The sequence below is a fragment of the Mesorhizobium sp. M0894 genome, assembly GCF_040319725.1.
Lineage (GTDB): Bacteria > Pseudomonadota > Alphaproteobacteria > Rhizobiales > Rhizobiaceae > Mesorhizobium.
Genome location: NZ_JAMYOG010000005.1, coordinates 320,309 through 335,822, shown reverse-complemented (window position 1 = coordinate 335,822; position 15,514 = coordinate 320,309). Strand labels below are relative to the sequence as shown.

Here is a 15,514-nt window from a genome sequence, read left to right as displayed (position 1 = left end):
AAATTCGACCAGGGCCTTGGCAGCATCAATCTGGTGACGTAGACAGCCGGTCCGTGAGGTTCGATGAGACGACGCCGTGAACCGTATAGCGGAAATCTAACTGCCTCGTCAGCGCGATAAGCCTCTCGGCTCTCTCGGGGACGACGCGGCCACCGACCATGAGGTCAAGGGTCGTCAGTTCCAGTTCGACGGCTTCGACGCCCATATCGGCAAAGCTGCGAAAGTCCGCTTCAAGGCTCTCCATCTGCCATTGGAAGAGACTGAGTTAAACCTGCGGCGATAATGTTGCTCATAAGCATCCCCCAATGACGGGCGGCCAGGAATGCCAGGCCGGTCTGGACCATTGTCAGGTGAGATGGCAATTACAGAACCGATGCCATTCTCGAAACGAGTCTTCGTTCGCCCCAAGTGCGATCGAGCGGTCTACGCTATTGCCAGTGGGCCTACATTAACTCGGATCGGACCGCGACGACCTCGAGTCTCACAAAGCAGACTGCCTGCCCCCGAACCTGAAGCTCTCAAGAGCACCTCTCGTTCAGACAGACTTGATACTGAGAACCCCTTTCTCAAGCTAAACTATTACAGGTTCACGCAAATCACCTTGTCATCGTGGCGAATTCATCAGCCTCCAGAGCTGGAGGAACTGGCAAGATGCGCGGCATGAGGCAAATCAATTCGACCGCCGGAGGCCTTGCCGTTGCAGAGTTTCCGGGTTTGAGTTTCATTGCTGCGGCGTGCTCGCAGATCCCAGGAAAAGACCGGTGAAGTTCGCAACACGTTGAATTCTCGGCGACACGCAGAGGTTACAGCCCGCCTTTATGTACGCCGCAACGGCTCAGATCTGTCTGGGTTCGGTCCACTCGGCGCCCGAGAGGCGAAGATTTCGGGATCGAGGCGCTTGAGCCACTGCGCGCCAGACAGAGCGATCCGATCCGTGTCATACTGTCAGAGGCAAGACACTAGCAATTTGGGGGCGGCGGCAGATGAAGGAAGAGAACGACGTTCAGAAGCTGGTACGCACGCTGCGTGCTCGAGCACCTGATGACGCGGCTGAATTGCTGGCCCGAGAATCTCCCGAGTTCATCCGGGACACACTAAAGTTGTTGCCGGACAGGCACGCCCGTAAGGTGGCGGAGCATTTGCCGCCGCATATGCGGCCTGTCAAGCCTGATGCCGGTGGCAAGGACCTTGCGATCCCTGAGTCGCTCGTCGAACTGATGGACCCGATTCCCGCCAGCGTTCCTGTCGGCACGACGATAGCCGCCGCGGTGGAGGCCGTCAGACGCACCCAGGTGCCGACCGAGCTCACTTATCTCTACGTCACGGAGGGCGGCGATAAGCTGGTTGGCCTGGTGGTCCTGCGCGATCTGATGCTGAGCGAACCGGACGCGATGGTCGATCAGATCATGCTGCCCAGGCCGTTCGCCCTTAACGTCGATCTCTCTTTGAGCGACGCATGCAAGGCGGCGGTACGCCGTCACTACCCTGTCTATCCCGTGGTGGACGCGGAGAACCGGCTGCTCGGGCAGGTCCGCGGCTGGCGGCTGTTCGAGCAGCAAATCATTGAGATTTCCGCCCAGTCTGGCCAGATGGTGGGTGTCCAGAAGGAGGAGCGTTCTTTTACGCCGCTGATTTCAGCCTTCTTGAAGCGTCATCCGTGGCTGCAGCTGAACCTGCTGACGGCCTTCATGGCCGCTTTCGTGGTCAGTTCGTTCACAGGCACGATCGAAAAGATCGTCGCCTTGGCAGCGTTCCTCCCGGTCTTGGCCGGGCAGAGCGGAAACACCGGCTGCCAGGCACTGGCCATGACGCTGCGTGGCCTTGCCCTGGGCGATGTGGACAAACGACCGAAGCTGCACCTGGTGATGAGGGAGGGCGCGCTCGGGATCGCCAACGGCGTGCTCGTCGGTCTTGTGGCGGCTGCGGCGATGTGGTTCTACGCCTCGCGGCAACCGGAGTCGGCGGCCCAGGCGCCCATGCTGGCACTTGTGATCCTGCTCGCAATGTCTGGATCGTGCCTGATGTCCGGAATCTCCGGCGTGCTGATCCCGCTGGGCCTGCGCCGGGTCGGCGCCGATCCGGCGGTCGCTTCGGCGATTTTTCTCACCACCGTGACCGATATTGTAGGCATGGGCCTGATGCTGGGGCTGGCCACCATGCTCGTGCTGTAGCAAGGCGCGTCCGGTGGACGCGTCCCTGGACAGATGTAGTTCCTATAAGCTGACCTCGTCGCGTTCAACGAAATAGCAAGAGCCGTGCCGCATCGCGCGCGCGTCGTAAGAAGCACCTCGCGGCAACTCTCCGACCGCTTGCGCACTGCCACGGAAGACCTTTGGATCAGCCGTGGACGACCTTGATGGCTCATTCGGTGACCAGGTACCCGCAGAATCGCGCAAACAATATTGATCTTGTCGGCTGTGGGATCCACGACTGGTGATGATTTGAGTTAGTTGCCACCGGTGCCGAATACTTCACTTGCTACAGCAACGCCGAGAAGATGTTTTTACAACCAGCGCAGCCAAAATGCGAATGAACCCGATGGTTTGTTGCGCAGCTGCAACAGCTGCTGAGACTCGCATGATCTGGTATCCGTTCAGTCGCCTTTTTCTTGTAGTCGTGCTAAGTCCTTCGCACTAGTCGGGTTTGGGGTGGGTTCTCGGCATGCAATTCTCGTTTCGAACGATCGTCGGCTGCGCCGCAGCGCTGCTTTGTACCGGCGTATTGCCGGCCGGCGCGCAGGGTCTTTTTTCTGCCTATGACGATGCTTTTTCAGCCCGCATCGCCAGTCCGGCCGACAACGGAACGCTCGCCCAGTTCGTCACAGTTGCCGTCAACGCGGGACAATACGATCAGGCGATCTCGTCAATCGAGCAGTATCTGATCAAATACCCCCGCGATGCGCGCGCCCGGCTGGCGGCCAGCCGGTTGTACTATCATGTCGGCTCCTATGAATTGGCCCGGCGGCAGGTGCAGTACGGCATCGAAGTCGGCGGCCTGACCGCAAGTGAGCAGCAGGAAGCTGTTCGCCTGCTCGCCCGCATCGAGCGCGCGTTGCGTGGCGTCACCTGGGAACTCGCCCTGACCGGTGGCGTATTCAGCGCATTCACCGATTTTGAGCCGGGCGGGGCGCAGGACGACGACAGCTTCGTCTCGCCCTATGGGCGGGCGGAAGGCTTTGTCCGGTGGGACCTCGGCACGCCAAGTGCTGACGCTCTCGTTCTTTCGGGGTCATTGACGGCGACACAGCGCTTTTTCACGCCAGACCTGTCGGTTCCGGGTGGCAAGGAGACCTTCATCCACGGCAACGCCGCGATCACCTGGGACAAGGGATTACCCAACAGTGGGATCGATTCGCTGCGCCTGCTGCTTTCCGCGTTCACAGTTACGGATCGCTTCGACAGCGATATCCAGGAAACCGGCATCGGCGTCAGTGGGCGCTTTCTTGTGCGCCCGACGGTCGAGACGACGCTCTTCGCCGGTGGCGGCTACATCGATCTAGGCGCCTCGCAAGGCATTTTCGCCGATAGCAGGCTTTTCTATGAGGCAGGCGGCAGCTACCGCTTCCGCAATGGCCAGGCGCTCGGACTGCGCTTTGTCGGCTCGAATGACTTCGCCTCCGGATCTGAAATCGGCCGCAGCTACACGGGCGAGGTCCGCTATGGCGGCCTGTTGATGAACGTACCGGATCTTTTCGCATGGTCGCACCAGGTCGCTTTCTCGGCCGGACATAGCGACGCTCCCGATCTGTCCATCGGCATCGGCACAAGTATCAAGAGCGACTTCTGGCGCATTGCCTCGGAAAGCGATTTTCAGCTGACGGAGTCGCAGAAGATCAGCGTCGATCTTGCCTATCGCGAAACCAACTTCGACATCGCCAGCCGCGACCGAAAATCGTTCGAAATGCTCATGAGCTACACGTTGACGCTCAATTGAAAGAGGCCGCGATGAGGACCCCGTACCGTCAGATCGCCATTTTTGTCGCCTGCCTTGCCTTTGCGGCACCATCTGCCGCTGAAACGGTCGGGTCGATGACGGCCTACCAGACCAACATCGTCCGCAACAACGGCGGGACAATGAACGTCGGTGCCGGCGTCGAACTCGGCGACCAGCTGCGCAGCAATCCCACTGGTCTTGGAATGCTGGTGTTCCAGGACGAATCGAGCGCCAAGATTGGTCCGAACACCAGCCTGACGATCGATGAATTCGTCTACAATCCGGGATCCGGATCGGGAAAGATCGACATCGGGATGAACAGCGGCCTGGCCCGATTCTATGGCGGCCAGGTTTCGAAAGGCGGCGTCATGCAGGTTGCGACGCCGCACATGGTGCTCGGGGCCAGAGGCGGCATCATCGAAGTGCTGGTGGCAGCCGGCCAGACCGTCGGCATACTGCGCGCCGGCCGCATGACCTGCACGATGAATGGCAAACGGCTGGTCATCACAAACCCGGGCTTCGCCTGCACGTCGGAAAATGGCAAGCTGCTGACCGGCTACGGCGGAATCGACACCTTCCCGATATTGGACAGCATCGACCGGATTGCCGGCACCGGCCTGCCAGGCGCACCGGGTCCGGGATTGGACGTAAGCGCGCTTTGTGCGTCGGCACTCGGCGGCTCGCTCAAGGTCTGCGAGTCCAGCGATGGCGCATTGCCAGGAGTGGTCATGGAGTTCCCCGACAGCCCAACGCCACCTGCCGGTGGCGGGGTGAAGGATGAGGGCGATGGCGATGGCGAGGGCTGCGACTACTACTGCAATTAGGCCCGGCCGCACGACATGAGCCTTTTGGCCGGTTGGCGCTGGGCTGATTGGCGGCAAGCTGGCAGGCGCAAAATATCCGGCCTTGTGGTCGTGCTCCTGCTGCTCGCTTGCCATTTGGCTTTTGACGAACCGTTGTCGCGCCTGCGCGAACGCACGTACGACTTCTACCAGTTTCTCGCTCCGCGCCAGGCGACGAGCAATCCTGTCGTGATCGTCTCGATAGACGACGCCAGCCTCAAGGCACATGGGCGATGGCCCTGGAACCGTGGCCTCTTGGCCGATCTGGTCGATGGCATCACCAAGTCCGGCGCCGCGGTCATCGGGCTTGCGCTGGTACTGCCCGAGGCCGACACCTCGCCTGAGGGAATCGCCGGAGACAAGCGCCTGGCAACGGCACTGGCGAAAAATCGAACGGCGCTTGCCGTCAGCCTGGGCAACGAGGCGACAGTTTCAGAAGCAGGGCCCAAAGCCGGCTGGTCGATCGTCGGGCAAGTACCCGACACACTTCCCGGCTTCACCGGCCTGACCGGCTCGCTTGCCCAATTTTCGAACGCTGCCGCGGGCCTCGGCGTAATTCGCACCTTGCCCGATCCAGACGGCGTACTGCGCCATGTGCCGCTTCTGTGGCTTCGCAACACCGCTCAAGGCGTGCAGCTGTGGCCGTCCTTCGCGCTCGAGCTTCTGCGCCTTTACGCCGGGCAGGACGGCTACATAGCCCGGATGAATGCCGCCGGGTTCGACGCACTCAGGATGGCCGGCGCCATCGTGCCGCTCGAGCCGGAGGGGAGCATCCGCCTCTGGGAAACCGCCACGGATACGCCCCGTATATCTGCCAGCACTATCCTTTCGGGCGGCAGTGATCCGCGGCTGCGGGACGCCATCGCCATTGTCGATCTGTCGGCCGTGGGACTGACGCAGTACCTGCCCACCCCGACACGTCCAGCGCGACCAGGCGCGGACATCCACGCCGATGCAATCGGCCAGATGCTTGCCGGGCGCTACCTGGCTGAGCCAACGCACGCGCGTATGCTCGAGCGGCTCTGGTTTGTCCTCAGTGCCGTCGTTTTCATCGGGCTTTCCGGAGTGCTCGCCTGGCGTGTCGTGCTTGGTGCCCTGGCTCTCGTGCTGCTGGCCGTCACGCCGTTCGTGTTCGGCGCTCTCGAATACAGCCTGCAGGGTGCACTCTATGACCCGCTGCAGCCGGCGCTTGCGACGATCCTGGTAGCCGGCTTCGAAGGCTATGTTCTCTACAGGCGCAGCGAGCAGCGCCGGTCCACCCTGGCACGGCAGTTCTCCCAGTATCTGTCGCCTTCCGTGGTGCAGCGCCTCGCAAGCTCGGACACCGAAGCGATCCTGTCCGGCGAGAAGCGCGAGATCACGATCCTGCTCAGCGACATACGCGGCTTCACGACGATGAGCGAACAACTCGATACCCAGGAAATCGCCAAGGTGGTCAATCACTTCCTCGGCATTGCGACCGATGAGATCCTCAAGCGCGACGGCACCATCGACAAGTTCATGGGCGATGCGGTGCTCGCCTTCTGGAACGCTCCGCTTGATCAGCCGGACCATCGCGAGCGCGCGCTCGACGCGGGCCTTGCCCTGATCGAACGGGTGAAGCGTGAAGACGCCGCCTTCACCGCGGACGGCCACCCCTCCATCGCAATCGGCGTCGCCATCGAGACCGGCATCTGCTCGGTAGGCAATTTCGGCTCCGAACGGCGCTTCGATTACACCGCGATCGGCTCCCCGGTGAACCGCACGGCACGGCTCGAGTCGACGACCAAGAAGCTGGGCATCCCCCTGGTGCTTGGTCCCGGCTTTGCGGCAGGAGCATCGATGCCGGTCGTCCAGGCAGGCGCCTTTGAGCTCCAGGGTTTCAAGGGCGAGGTGCCGGTTTTCACCGTTCCGGAGATGCAAGCTGCTCACCAAGGTATGAGCCGCGAAGTAGAGAGCCAACGTGGTGAGCAATCTGGCGCCCCTGCCGTGGTGGTTGGTTCGCCGCCATCCGTGCAAATGGCACCGCCTGATCTTGCACCCCGAACCCGAAGCACACGCTGACCGGATCCAGCGGATGGCAGGGGTGCCGACCTGCTTTGTGAATTAATACTGCTGGGGAGGCCTAGGTGTCATCAAACGGCCCTTTAATTGCGGGTGGCTGTCAATCCGGATCAGCGCGACAGCCGATGAGACTCGGATAGACGGCGAAGGGATCCGTCGAGGTAACCCCGGCAATGATTGTCGAGGCCGCCGAATTTTCGAGCGAGAAGATAGGCCGTGTTATCCAGTTCACCACGAATGCAGCACGGCTTCGTTGAGTTCGCCGGCGCCATCATGTGGAGGCAGCGCGTGGTTCAGATTGTTTATCCTCGCCGCCGGATCATGCGCTCGGGATGTTCCCAAGAGCATCCAGCCGTAGCACTCCCCGAGCTGCCCTAACGAGAGAGTTCGCTGGGCCGGGATTATGGCCGTTATGAACCTGACGCAATCGATGCAGCTGGCGCTGGCCTCGTCGGGCGCGTGGGCGGTCTATCGACATCAATCGGTCGCCGCGGATGTTGGGATGCGCAGGCGTCGGCGTACGTAGCGCCGATGCGCCTTGGGCATGTGGGCGTTGACAGTGACATGGCCGCAGCGACGTGTTTCAGACGCCGAGCAATTCCAAGGACTGAGCACCAGAACCGAACCTTCCGACGGATTTTCGCGAGCTGCATTCCTCCCTCCCCTCCTTATCAAAACCGCCGCTCGCGAATTCGCTGGCCAGTATATCTGCGATATGATATACATATATCACTCAGAGGATATACAAATGCCGCTCTTCATTCGCGATCCCGACGTCGATGCCATGGCCGTCGAGCTGCAGCAGATTACCAACGCGCGCAGCAAGACCGAGGCCGTCAGAACCGCCTTGCGCCATGAGATCGAGCGCAACCGCGGCAGCGTCCCGCTGCGCGAGAGACTTGCCAAAGTCAAGGAAATGGCGCGGCGGATCGGGCCGGCCAACCCTGATTTCGATATGAAGAAATTCACCGACCAAATGTGGAGCGACGACTGATGTTCGTCGATGCCCCGGTGATCGTTGCCATCCTGAACGAGGAACCTGGCGCGGAAGAACTGGAAAAGCGGCTCGCGGCCGCGACCAAGCCGCTGTATATCTCCCCGCTCGTCCGGTTCGAGGCAGTCCAGGGTCTCGCGCGAGCATCGGCCGAAGCCATCAAAAAGAACGCCAAGCCCACGGCCGACATGCTGGCGCAAGCCCGTGATACCGTCGACGCCTTTTTGATCGAGATCGCCGGCAAGGAAATCATGATATCCGGCGACATCGGCGACCGGGCGATCGAAGCCAGCATGAAATACGGCAAAGCAGTCGGGCACAAAGCCGATCTCAATTTTGGCGATTGTTTTGCCTACGCTTGCGCGAAGGCTCACCGGCTTGCCCTGCTTTACAAGGGCAATGACTTTTCACAAACTGATCTGGCGTAAGGCTTTCCTGGCCTTGCATCGCGGCGCGAGAGCCGATGGGCCCTTTTGTGCTTTGGGCGAATCGTCGTCTTTCATGGTTAAACGCAATATTACGAGGAACGTTCGCTGCAGCACTGGTTTTGTTCGGCACGATCACCGTCCAGGCACAGCGGGCAGACGGCATCTTCTGGGTGCTGCGACCGGGTGCGCCATGCCGCGATCTTCCAGGGGGCGATACGGCCCACGCACCACCTGCTACAATCGCTTCGTTCGATGGCGGAAAGCAGGTGTGTGGGACCGCCTCATGCATGGCATCACCAGAGTCCATGATGCAACGGTGCAGATGATCGATACCTCCATTGTTCGCGTCCATCAGCAAGGCGCGACAGCAAAAAGGGGGATCGAGATTATTGTCTCGGTCGTTCCCGATGCGCGCTGACGACCAAAATCCATGCTCTTGTCGACGCCGAAGGCAGGCCGATCAAGCTGACGCTCACGGCAGGTCAAATGAGTGACATCGCCTACGCAGCGGACTTGATCAAGGATTTGCCCGAGGGTGCCATGCTGCTCGCCGACAAGGGCTATGATGCCACGCCTTGCGCAATGCCGTCACCGAGCAAAAGGCATGGGCCAACATCCCGCCCAAGGCCAACCGCAAGGACCCGATGTGCTTCAGCCCCTTTCTCTACAAGGCCCGCAACCTCGTCGAACGTTCTTCAACAAGGCCAAGCAGTTCCCTCGCATCGCAACTCGATATGACAAGCTGGCAGAAAACTACCTTGCTGCCCTGAAACTCGTGTCAACTCGCATCTGGCTACGCGGTGATGAGTCTACGTCCTAGCGTTTTGCGTGCCCTGCCCGGTTGTCATTCGCCGCGCATGGTCGCCTGGAACGTCGGCAGGTGCTTCTTCTGCGCCTCGAGCATTTTCTCGCGATAGACGCCATAGATGACGTCGGTGTCGTGCAGTGTGACGCCGGCAATTGTCGGCGAGGCAAAAACCGGCAGTTCGATGCCGCGTTTCGAAAGCGCCTCGGCGGTGCGCGCGATCAGCTCATGCGCCAGGATCATGGCAAGCACGGTCGACGAACCGGAGACCGGCCGGCTCCAGCCCTCGACCGGCACGATGGCATCCTCGATCGGCGAGCAGGTGTCGATGACAAGGTCGGCGGCATCGGCAAGCCGTTTGCCGGAAGAGTGCGTCGCCGGCTTGTCGAGATTGTTCTTGCTAGTTATCGCAACGACGAAGATGCCGCGTTTTTTCGCATAAAGCGCGGTGTCGATGCCGGACGAATTGCGGCCGCTGTGGCCAAAGATGATGATCGAATCGCCTTTGTTCAGCGGCTGGTGGTCGAGGAATTTCTCGGCGTATTTCTCGGTCCGCTCCAGCCACAGAAGTTCGCGCACGCCGCCGGCGCCGAGCACGTTATGCCACATGACACGCGGGTCGGTCAGCGGATTGAAGCCGACATAGCTGCCGTAGCGCGGAAACACTTCCTGGACCGGCAACACCGAGTGGCCCGAGCCGTAAAGATGAACCAACCCGCCGCTCTCGAGCGTGTCGGCAAAGCGGCTGGCCGCTTCGCCAAAGGCTTCGGCATTGGCTTTCGAGGCCTGTTCGATGAGGGCGGCAAGGCGGGGTATGTAAAGATCGGACACGTCGGTACTCCTGTTATGGGTCGGCTTGGGTATGGCTCAGCTTCTTGCGGTTGGCGCGGCGCGACCGGCACGCAGCGTCGAGCGGATTTCGTAGCGGTCGCCACGCATCACCGAGACGGTGAATTCGAACGGGCCGCGCTCGTCGGTGGTGATGCGCTCGACCACGAAAGCGGGGCTCCCCGCAGGCAGATCGAGCAACTCGGCATCCGCCGCCCCGACAGCGCCGACACGGTAGTTTTCGCGCGCTGCGACCGGCACGATGCCGTAATGGCGTTCCAGCGCTTCGTAGAGCGAGCCTTGCAGCAGGCCGGCATCGAGAAAGCCCGGCACGCGCGCGGCCGAGAGTTGCGCAGTCTGAATACCGATCGGTTCGTTGTTGCCGAGCCTGAGCCGCCGGATGCGCACCACCGGGTCGCCCTCCTCGATCTCCAGCGCTCCGGCCGCGGCGGCATTGGCGGTGGTCAGGCTGCAGTCGAGCAAGCGCGAGCCGGCGACCACGCCCATATTGCCCATTTCCTGCGTGAAGCTGGTGAGTTCGCGGGTGCCGGCGACCAGCGTGGTGGAGCGCACGAAGGTGCCACGGCCATGTTCGCGCCTGAGCAGCCCGTGCTCCTCAAGATTGCGCAAGGCGTGTCGCAGCGTGATGCGGCTCACCCCGAACAAGGCGCACAGTCTGTCTTCGGCCGGAATCTGGTCGCCGGTCGCCCACTCGCCACTCTTGACGATGGCGCGGATGGCCTCTTCCACCTGATACCAGAGCGGCTCGGGCCTTCTGCGGTCGGGCAGATGGAAGCTCGCTTGACTCATCTTATCTGCCTCCACTGTGCTCCGGCGAGACCAGCCAGCGAGGCGCCGACGAGACCGGCGCGGGAGCCGAATTCGCCGGACCGCAGAACGACGTCGCGCAGATGCGGCGGCAACTGACGCCGCAAAGCCGAAAGCAGCGGCGGCCCTATCACGTCCAGCGCATCGGCAAGCCCGCCGGAAATCAGGATCGCCTGCGGATCGAGCAGCGCGACCGCACCCGCAAGGACAGTGCCCAGCCGGCGCGCCGGCAGCTCCAAGGCGTCAAGTGCGGCCGTGTTGCCAGCCCGCGCGGCCTCGATCAGCCTGCCGCCATTGGCCAGCCCGATCTGGCGCGCCGCGGCGTCGAACGCCCGCCCGGAAGCGAAGCGCTCCAGCCAGCCGCTGCGGTCCTCGCCTTCATCCTCGATGTCGGCGCAGGCCCAGCCGAATGAGCAGGCGCCGCCACGTGCGCCTGCAACGATGCGGTTGTTGGCCAGAACGGCGGAGCCGATACCGGTGCCGATCGCCAGCAGGATGGCATCGGACAGGCCTTTTGCGGCACCTTCGACCGCTTCGGCCAGCATGGCGACCTGCGCGTCATTGCCAATGGCAACAGGCAGACGAGGAAACAAGGCCGCGATGTCGATGCCGTCGAGATAGGGAAGGTTCGGAATCCAGCGGCAGACCGAGCCCTCGACAAGTCCGGGCACCGCAAGCCCGAGGGCGTCGACCGGACCGGCCTCGGCGCGCAAGGCACCGATACGGGCGACGAAGGCATCCAGGCTTGTCGGCGCAGGCTCGCGGCTCAGCATCTCCAGCCAGCGAACATCGCCGCTATGGATTGCGGCGCGCAAATTGGTGCCGCCAAGATCGATAGCCAGAATGCGTGTCATCGAGAGCCGCTCCGATTGGCCGGCGCGAACAGGCCACTGCCGGCTTGCCAGGACTGCGAGGCCGCCGCAAAACCCTGCGCGTAGCGCGTGCCGCGCAGGCAGCCGCGAAGCCGATAAAGCGCACTGTAATAATCGACGTAGGGGAAACTGCTCAGGCCGCGTGCCAGTTCGTATTCCCGCACCGCCTCGCTCCAGGCCTCGAAGCCGTCGCTGACGTCGACGAGGTGTTCGGGGCGAAACCCTTCGTCGTCCTCCCAGTTTTCGCCGAACAGCAGCAGTTGCGGTGTGTGTGCAGCATGGTCGCGCTTCAGCGTCGGCAATGCCGCAAAAAAAATACCGGTCTGTGTCAGTCGGGCCGCGGCGCGATGGTCCTTGTGCCAGCTGCCATGCCAGTGAGTGATGACGATTTGCGGCTTCAACTCGCGCACAACATCGCAAACCTTGAGCGCCGTCTCGTCGTCGCAGGGCAGGAAGGCGTCGTGCAGCCCGAGACTGCGCATGGCAACGCCGAGCCTGGCTGCGGCCTTTGCGGCCTCCTCCTGCTTCTGGACGCAATAGTACTCGGGGGCGAGGCTTGGATGGCCCTGCTCGCCCATGCTGAGATGCAGGAAGGTGACTTCGGCACCGCCTTGCACCGCCGCCGCCGCCAGTGGACCGGCAATCACCTCGGCATCGAAGGCATGCGCCCCGACGACCAGAATCGAGCGTGCGGCATAGACCTTGTCCTCGATCATTTCGCGCCTCCCCCGGAGCCGACGCCCTCGCGAATCTGGCGGGCAAGCAGACAGTACATGATCAGGATGGGCGCCATGGAGATGGCAAGCGAGGCGAACACGAGGCCCCAATCCGTGCGGAACTGGCCGACAAACACGCTGATGGCCAGCGGCACGGTCTTGTAGCGGTCGTCGAAGATGAAGATCAGCGGGAAGAAGAAGTCGTTCCACACGGCGATAGCGGTGAAGATGGCGACGATCGATATAGCTGGCTTCACCATTGGCAGCACGATCTGGAACAGAATGCGCGCCTCGCCGGCCCCATCCATGCGCGCAGCCTCGTCGAGCTCGGACGGCAGTACCCGCATGAAATTTGCGAAGATGAAGACGGCGAAGGGAATGCGGATGGCCGAATAGACAAGGATCAGGCCGATCAGCGAATCGAGCAGGCCAAGGTTGCGCATCAGCGTGAACAGCTCCACCGAGGCAAGCCGGATCGGCAGCATGATGCCGGACAGGAACAGGCCGAGCATGATACCGTTCCAGCCCAGCCGATAGCGGCTCAGCGGATAGGCGGCCATTGCCGACACGATAATCGTCAGGATCACCGCACCGCCGGTGACGATCAGGCTGTTGATGAAATTCTGGCCGAGATCGGCGCGCGTCCAGGCCGCAACGAAAGTGTCGAAGGCAAAGCTTTGCGGCAGGCCGAGCCTGTTGTCGTAGATCTCCGCCGTGGTCTTGAAACAGGAGACGACGAGAATATAGAGCGGCAGCAGCACCGCTGCGGTCCACAGGACCAGCGCCGTCCAGCCGGGCAGCCGAGCAAGCTGTCGAGGGATGGCGAGCATATTCACAGTCGCACCGTGCGGCGGTCGAAGAAGCGCAGCATCACAAGCGTGCCGATGCTGAGGATGAGAAACAGCAGCGTGCCGAGCGCCAGCGCCAGGCCTATATCCGTGATACCGACGGCGCCTTCGGCGCCGAAAGCGAGGCGGTAGAAATAGGTCACCAGCGTGTCTGTGGAATAGCTTGGATTGCCCTGCACGCCCTGCATGACATAGACGATGTCGAACTGGTTGAAGGTGTTGATGAACGACAGCGTCGTCAACGTGCCGATGGCCGGCATCAGCAAAGGCAGGGCAACCGAGACCAGCATGCGGCCGCTGCCGGCGCCGTCCAGCCTGGCAGCCTCGAATATCTGGGACGAAATCTGCCTGAGGCCGGCGGTGTAGATCAGCACCGGCAGGCCCATCCAGTTCCAGGCGTCGACGGCGATCAGCATCACGAGTGCCGTGTGGCTGTTGCCGAGAACGGTCAGGCTGCCTTGATGCAGACCAGAGCCGTTGAGCATCCATTCGATGGTGCCGCCGGGCGCCAGCAGCAGCCGCCACAGGGCACCGACGATGACCGGGCTCAGCACCGCCGGGAAGAAGAATACCGACTGGAAGAAGGCCGCCCCCTTTTCGCGCAGAAACAGCAGCCAGGCAAACAGCAGACCAAGGCCGTTCTGGAACAGCATGATGCCGAAGAACCAGGCGACGTTGTGCCAGAGCGCCCCGTAGAGCCGTCCACCGCTCGGGAAAACGAACAGGCGGGTAAAATTCGAAACGCCGGCGAACTCCAGCATGCGCAGGCCCCTCCAGACGAAGAAGCTGCCCCACAGCGACATCAGCAGGGGATAAAGGACAAACAGCGCATAAACGGCCAATGCCGGCACGATGAACAGCACGGCCATGCGCTGCTGGGTGCGCTGAAGGCTGCTTTTGCGGCGACGGGCGATCATGTGCTGTTTCGCGCAGGGTGTGACGGCCTACTGCTTCGGCTTGAACCAGCTGCTGACGGCGGCCTGCATGTCCGCCGCCAGCTTCTGCGGCGTGATGTTGCCTTCGACCATGTCGATGATCTCGGACTGCAGGATCGAGGAGGCCGTAGGCGTCTGCCAGCGGAAGCCGACAAGCGTCAGATAGGGTGTGGAGTTCTTCGACATCTCCATCATCGTGGCGAGTACCGGGTCTTTCACGGTGACGTCGGTACGGGCCGGCGGCCAGCCCAACTCGTCGGCGAAGAGCTGCGCGAACTCGGCCGAAGCCATGAAGGTGAGCACCTTGATCGCTGCCTCCTTGTTGGTGCTTTCAGAGACCAGACCATAGGAGCCGTCCGAAAAAGCCGAGGTATAGAGCTTGGTGGCAGGATCGTCGGCAGGGAACGGGAAAATCGAGAATTTCAGCTTCGGGTTCTGCGCCTTGAAGCTGCCGTTCTCGAACGAGCCGCCGAAGAACATCGCCGCCTTGCCGCCGATGAATTGCTGTGTCGAAGTGGTGTAATCGACCCCGGCAAAGCCGTCGGAGAAATATGGCTTCAAGTCGGCATAGCGTTTCAGGGCAGCCACGTAGCGCGGATCCTCGAAGGTCGCCTTGCCGCTCATCATTTCGTCGTAGAAGCCCGGGCCATAGATGGTCGGGCCGACAACACCGACGCCGATCTCCAGCGCCCAGGCGGAGCCGTTGGCACCGCCGGCGGCTATTGGCGTTATCCCCGCCCCTTTCAGCCTCTCGCAGGCGGCGACGAAATCTTTGTAGGTCTTGGGAATCTCGATGCCCTGGGCGCCGAAGATGTCTTGATTGTAGAAGACGCCCATCATCGGCACCGAATAGGGCACGCCATAGGTCTTGCCGTCGGCACGGCCACGAGCGCCGCCCAGCGCGCTATCGGGCATGTTCTTCAGCTCCGGCACGCTGTCGTCGAGCGCGTCGAGATACCCACCCTCGATGAACGGTTGCAGTTCGCCGTAAGCCTTGAGCTGAGCGATATCAGGCCCCCGGCCGCCACGCAGCGCCGTGCTCAGCCGGTTCTGGTAGTCGGCGTCGGGGGTGAACTGGATGTTGACCTTAATGCCGGGAGTCTTGGCCTCGAAGGCGTCGAAGATGCGGCGCATCGCAGCCTCGTCCTCGGTGCGCCAGCTCCACAGGGTCACGGTGTCGTCGGCCTTGGCCGGCAGTGCGGTGAGGACCCCGGTGCAGACTGCGGCAAAGCCGCCGATCAGGCCGAGTGTGGCGCGTCGATGAATTGAAAACATGCGCAGTCTCCCATTCTTGTCGATATTGTCATCCCCACGGCGGTTCAAAAGCCGCAAGGCAGTCATAAGCTTCTCTCATGTCATTATAACGACATGACTTCATTCGCAAGAGCCTTGCGATATGTTCGGGCATGGCCGGCAGGGAGAAACGGCTCGAACCATTCCAG

14 protein-coding genes and 1 pseudogene are annotated in these 15,514 nt (G+C 62.0%); 7 read left to right on the top strand and 8 right to left on the bottom strand.

Annotated elements, in window-relative coordinates:
• Positions 1 to 25: 25 nt before the first annotated feature.
• Positions 26 to 244: a hypothetical protein gene (locus NKH91_RS32395; protein WP_502898985.1), complete on the bottom strand. Its 219-nt coding sequence runs from the start codon at positions 242 to 244 to the stop codon at positions 26 to 28.
• A gap of 739 nt (positions 245 to 983) precedes the next feature.
• Between NKH91_RS32395 and NKH91_RS13060 the strand changes: the two genes are divergently transcribed.
• The 7 genes and pseudogenes from NKH91_RS13060 to NKH91_RS13030 all read left to right on the top strand — a co-directional run.
• Positions 984 to 2,171, top strand: a complete 1,188-nt coding sequence (locus tag NKH91_RS13060) for a magnesium transporter (RefSeq protein WP_352885160.1) — start codon at positions 984 to 986, stop codon at positions 2,169 to 2,171.
• A 490-nt stretch (positions 2,172 to 2,661) separates the two neighbouring features.
• Positions 2,662 to 3,933: a tetratricopeptide repeat protein gene (locus NKH91_RS13055; RefSeq protein WP_352885158.1), complete on the top strand. Its 1,272-nt coding sequence runs from the start codon at positions 2,662 to 2,664 to the stop codon at positions 3,931 to 3,933.
• An 11-nt stretch (positions 3,934 to 3,944) separates the two neighbouring features.
• Positions 3,945 to 4,757, top strand: a complete 813-nt coding sequence (locus NKH91_RS13050) for a FecR family protein (protein ID WP_352885157.1) — start codon at positions 3,945 to 3,947, stop codon at positions 4,755 to 4,757.
• 90 nt (positions 4,758 to 4,847) lie between these two features.
• A complete protein-coding gene (locus NKH91_RS13045; protein ID WP_352885155.1) occupies positions 4,848 to 6,818 on the top strand; it encodes a CHASE2 domain-containing protein in 1,971 nt (656 codons plus the stop codon).
• A gap of 748 nt (positions 6,819 to 7,566) precedes the next feature.
• Positions 7,567 to 7,812 carry a type II toxin-antitoxin system VapB family antitoxin gene (locus NKH91_RS13040; RefSeq protein ID WP_023722247.1) on the top strand — a complete coding sequence of 82 codons (246 nt, stop codon included), beginning with the start codon at positions 7,567 to 7,569 and terminating at the stop codon, positions 7,810 to 7,812.
• Positions 7,812 to 8,240 carry a type II toxin-antitoxin system VapC family toxin gene (locus tag NKH91_RS13035; RefSeq protein ID WP_352846314.1) on the top strand — a complete coding sequence of 143 codons (429 nt, stop codon included), beginning with the start codon at positions 7,812 to 7,814 and terminating at the stop codon, positions 8,238 to 8,240. The genes NKH91_RS13040 and NKH91_RS13035 overlap by 1 nt, the downstream gene beginning before the upstream one ends.
• Positions 8,241 to 8,395: 155 nt before the next feature.
• A pseudogene (locus NKH91_RS13030) lies at positions 8,396 to 9,060 on the top strand (IS5 family transposase); the annotation flags it as partial.
• 24 nt (positions 9,061 to 9,084) lie between these two features.
• Here NKH91_RS13030 and NKH91_RS13025 read toward each other — a convergent pair.
• The 7 genes from NKH91_RS13025 to NKH91_RS12995 are packed head-to-tail and all read right to left on the bottom strand — an operon-like array spanning position 9,085 to position 15,347.
• Positions 9,085 to 9,876, bottom strand: a complete 792-nt coding sequence (locus NKH91_RS13025) for a sugar isomerase domain-containing protein (protein ID WP_023722251.1) — start codon at positions 9,874 to 9,876, stop codon at positions 9,085 to 9,087.
• A gap of 36 nt (positions 9,877 to 9,912) precedes the next feature.
• A complete protein-coding gene (locus NKH91_RS13020) occupies positions 9,913 to 10,683 on the bottom strand; it encodes a GntR family transcriptional regulator (protein ID WP_031195039.1) in 771 nt (256 codons plus the stop codon).
• A complete protein-coding gene (locus tag NKH91_RS13015; protein WP_352885152.1) occupies positions 10,680 to 11,555 on the bottom strand; it encodes an ROK family protein in 876 nt (291 codons plus the stop codon). Before NKH91_RS13015 ends, NKH91_RS13020 begins: the two co-directional genes overlap by 4 nt.
• Positions 11,552 to 12,289 (bottom strand): PIG-L deacetylase family protein, encoded by a 738-nt coding sequence (locus tag NKH91_RS13010; protein ID WP_352492816.1) that lies wholly within the window; start codon positions 12,287 to 12,289, stop codon positions 11,552 to 11,554. The genes NKH91_RS13015 and NKH91_RS13010 overlap by 4 nt, the downstream gene beginning before the upstream one ends.
• Positions 12,286 to 13,119, bottom strand: a complete 834-nt coding sequence (locus tag NKH91_RS13005; RefSeq protein ID WP_352885150.1) for a carbohydrate ABC transporter permease — start codon at positions 13,117 to 13,119, stop codon at positions 12,286 to 12,288. Before NKH91_RS13005 ends, NKH91_RS13010 begins: the two co-directional genes overlap by 4 nt.
• Before the next feature lie 2 nt (positions 13,120 to 13,121).
• Complete coding sequence (locus NKH91_RS13000) at positions 13,122 to 14,054, bottom strand: carbohydrate ABC transporter permease (protein ID WP_352885148.1); 933 nt, start codon at positions 14,052 to 14,054, stop codon at positions 13,122 to 13,124.
• Between the two features lie 27 nt (positions 14,055 to 14,081).
• Positions 14,082 to 15,347: an extracellular solute-binding protein gene (locus NKH91_RS12995; protein WP_352885147.1), complete on the bottom strand. Its 1,266-nt coding sequence runs from the start codon at positions 15,345 to 15,347 to the stop codon at positions 14,082 to 14,084.
• Positions 15,348 to 15,514 lie beyond the last annotated feature (167 nt).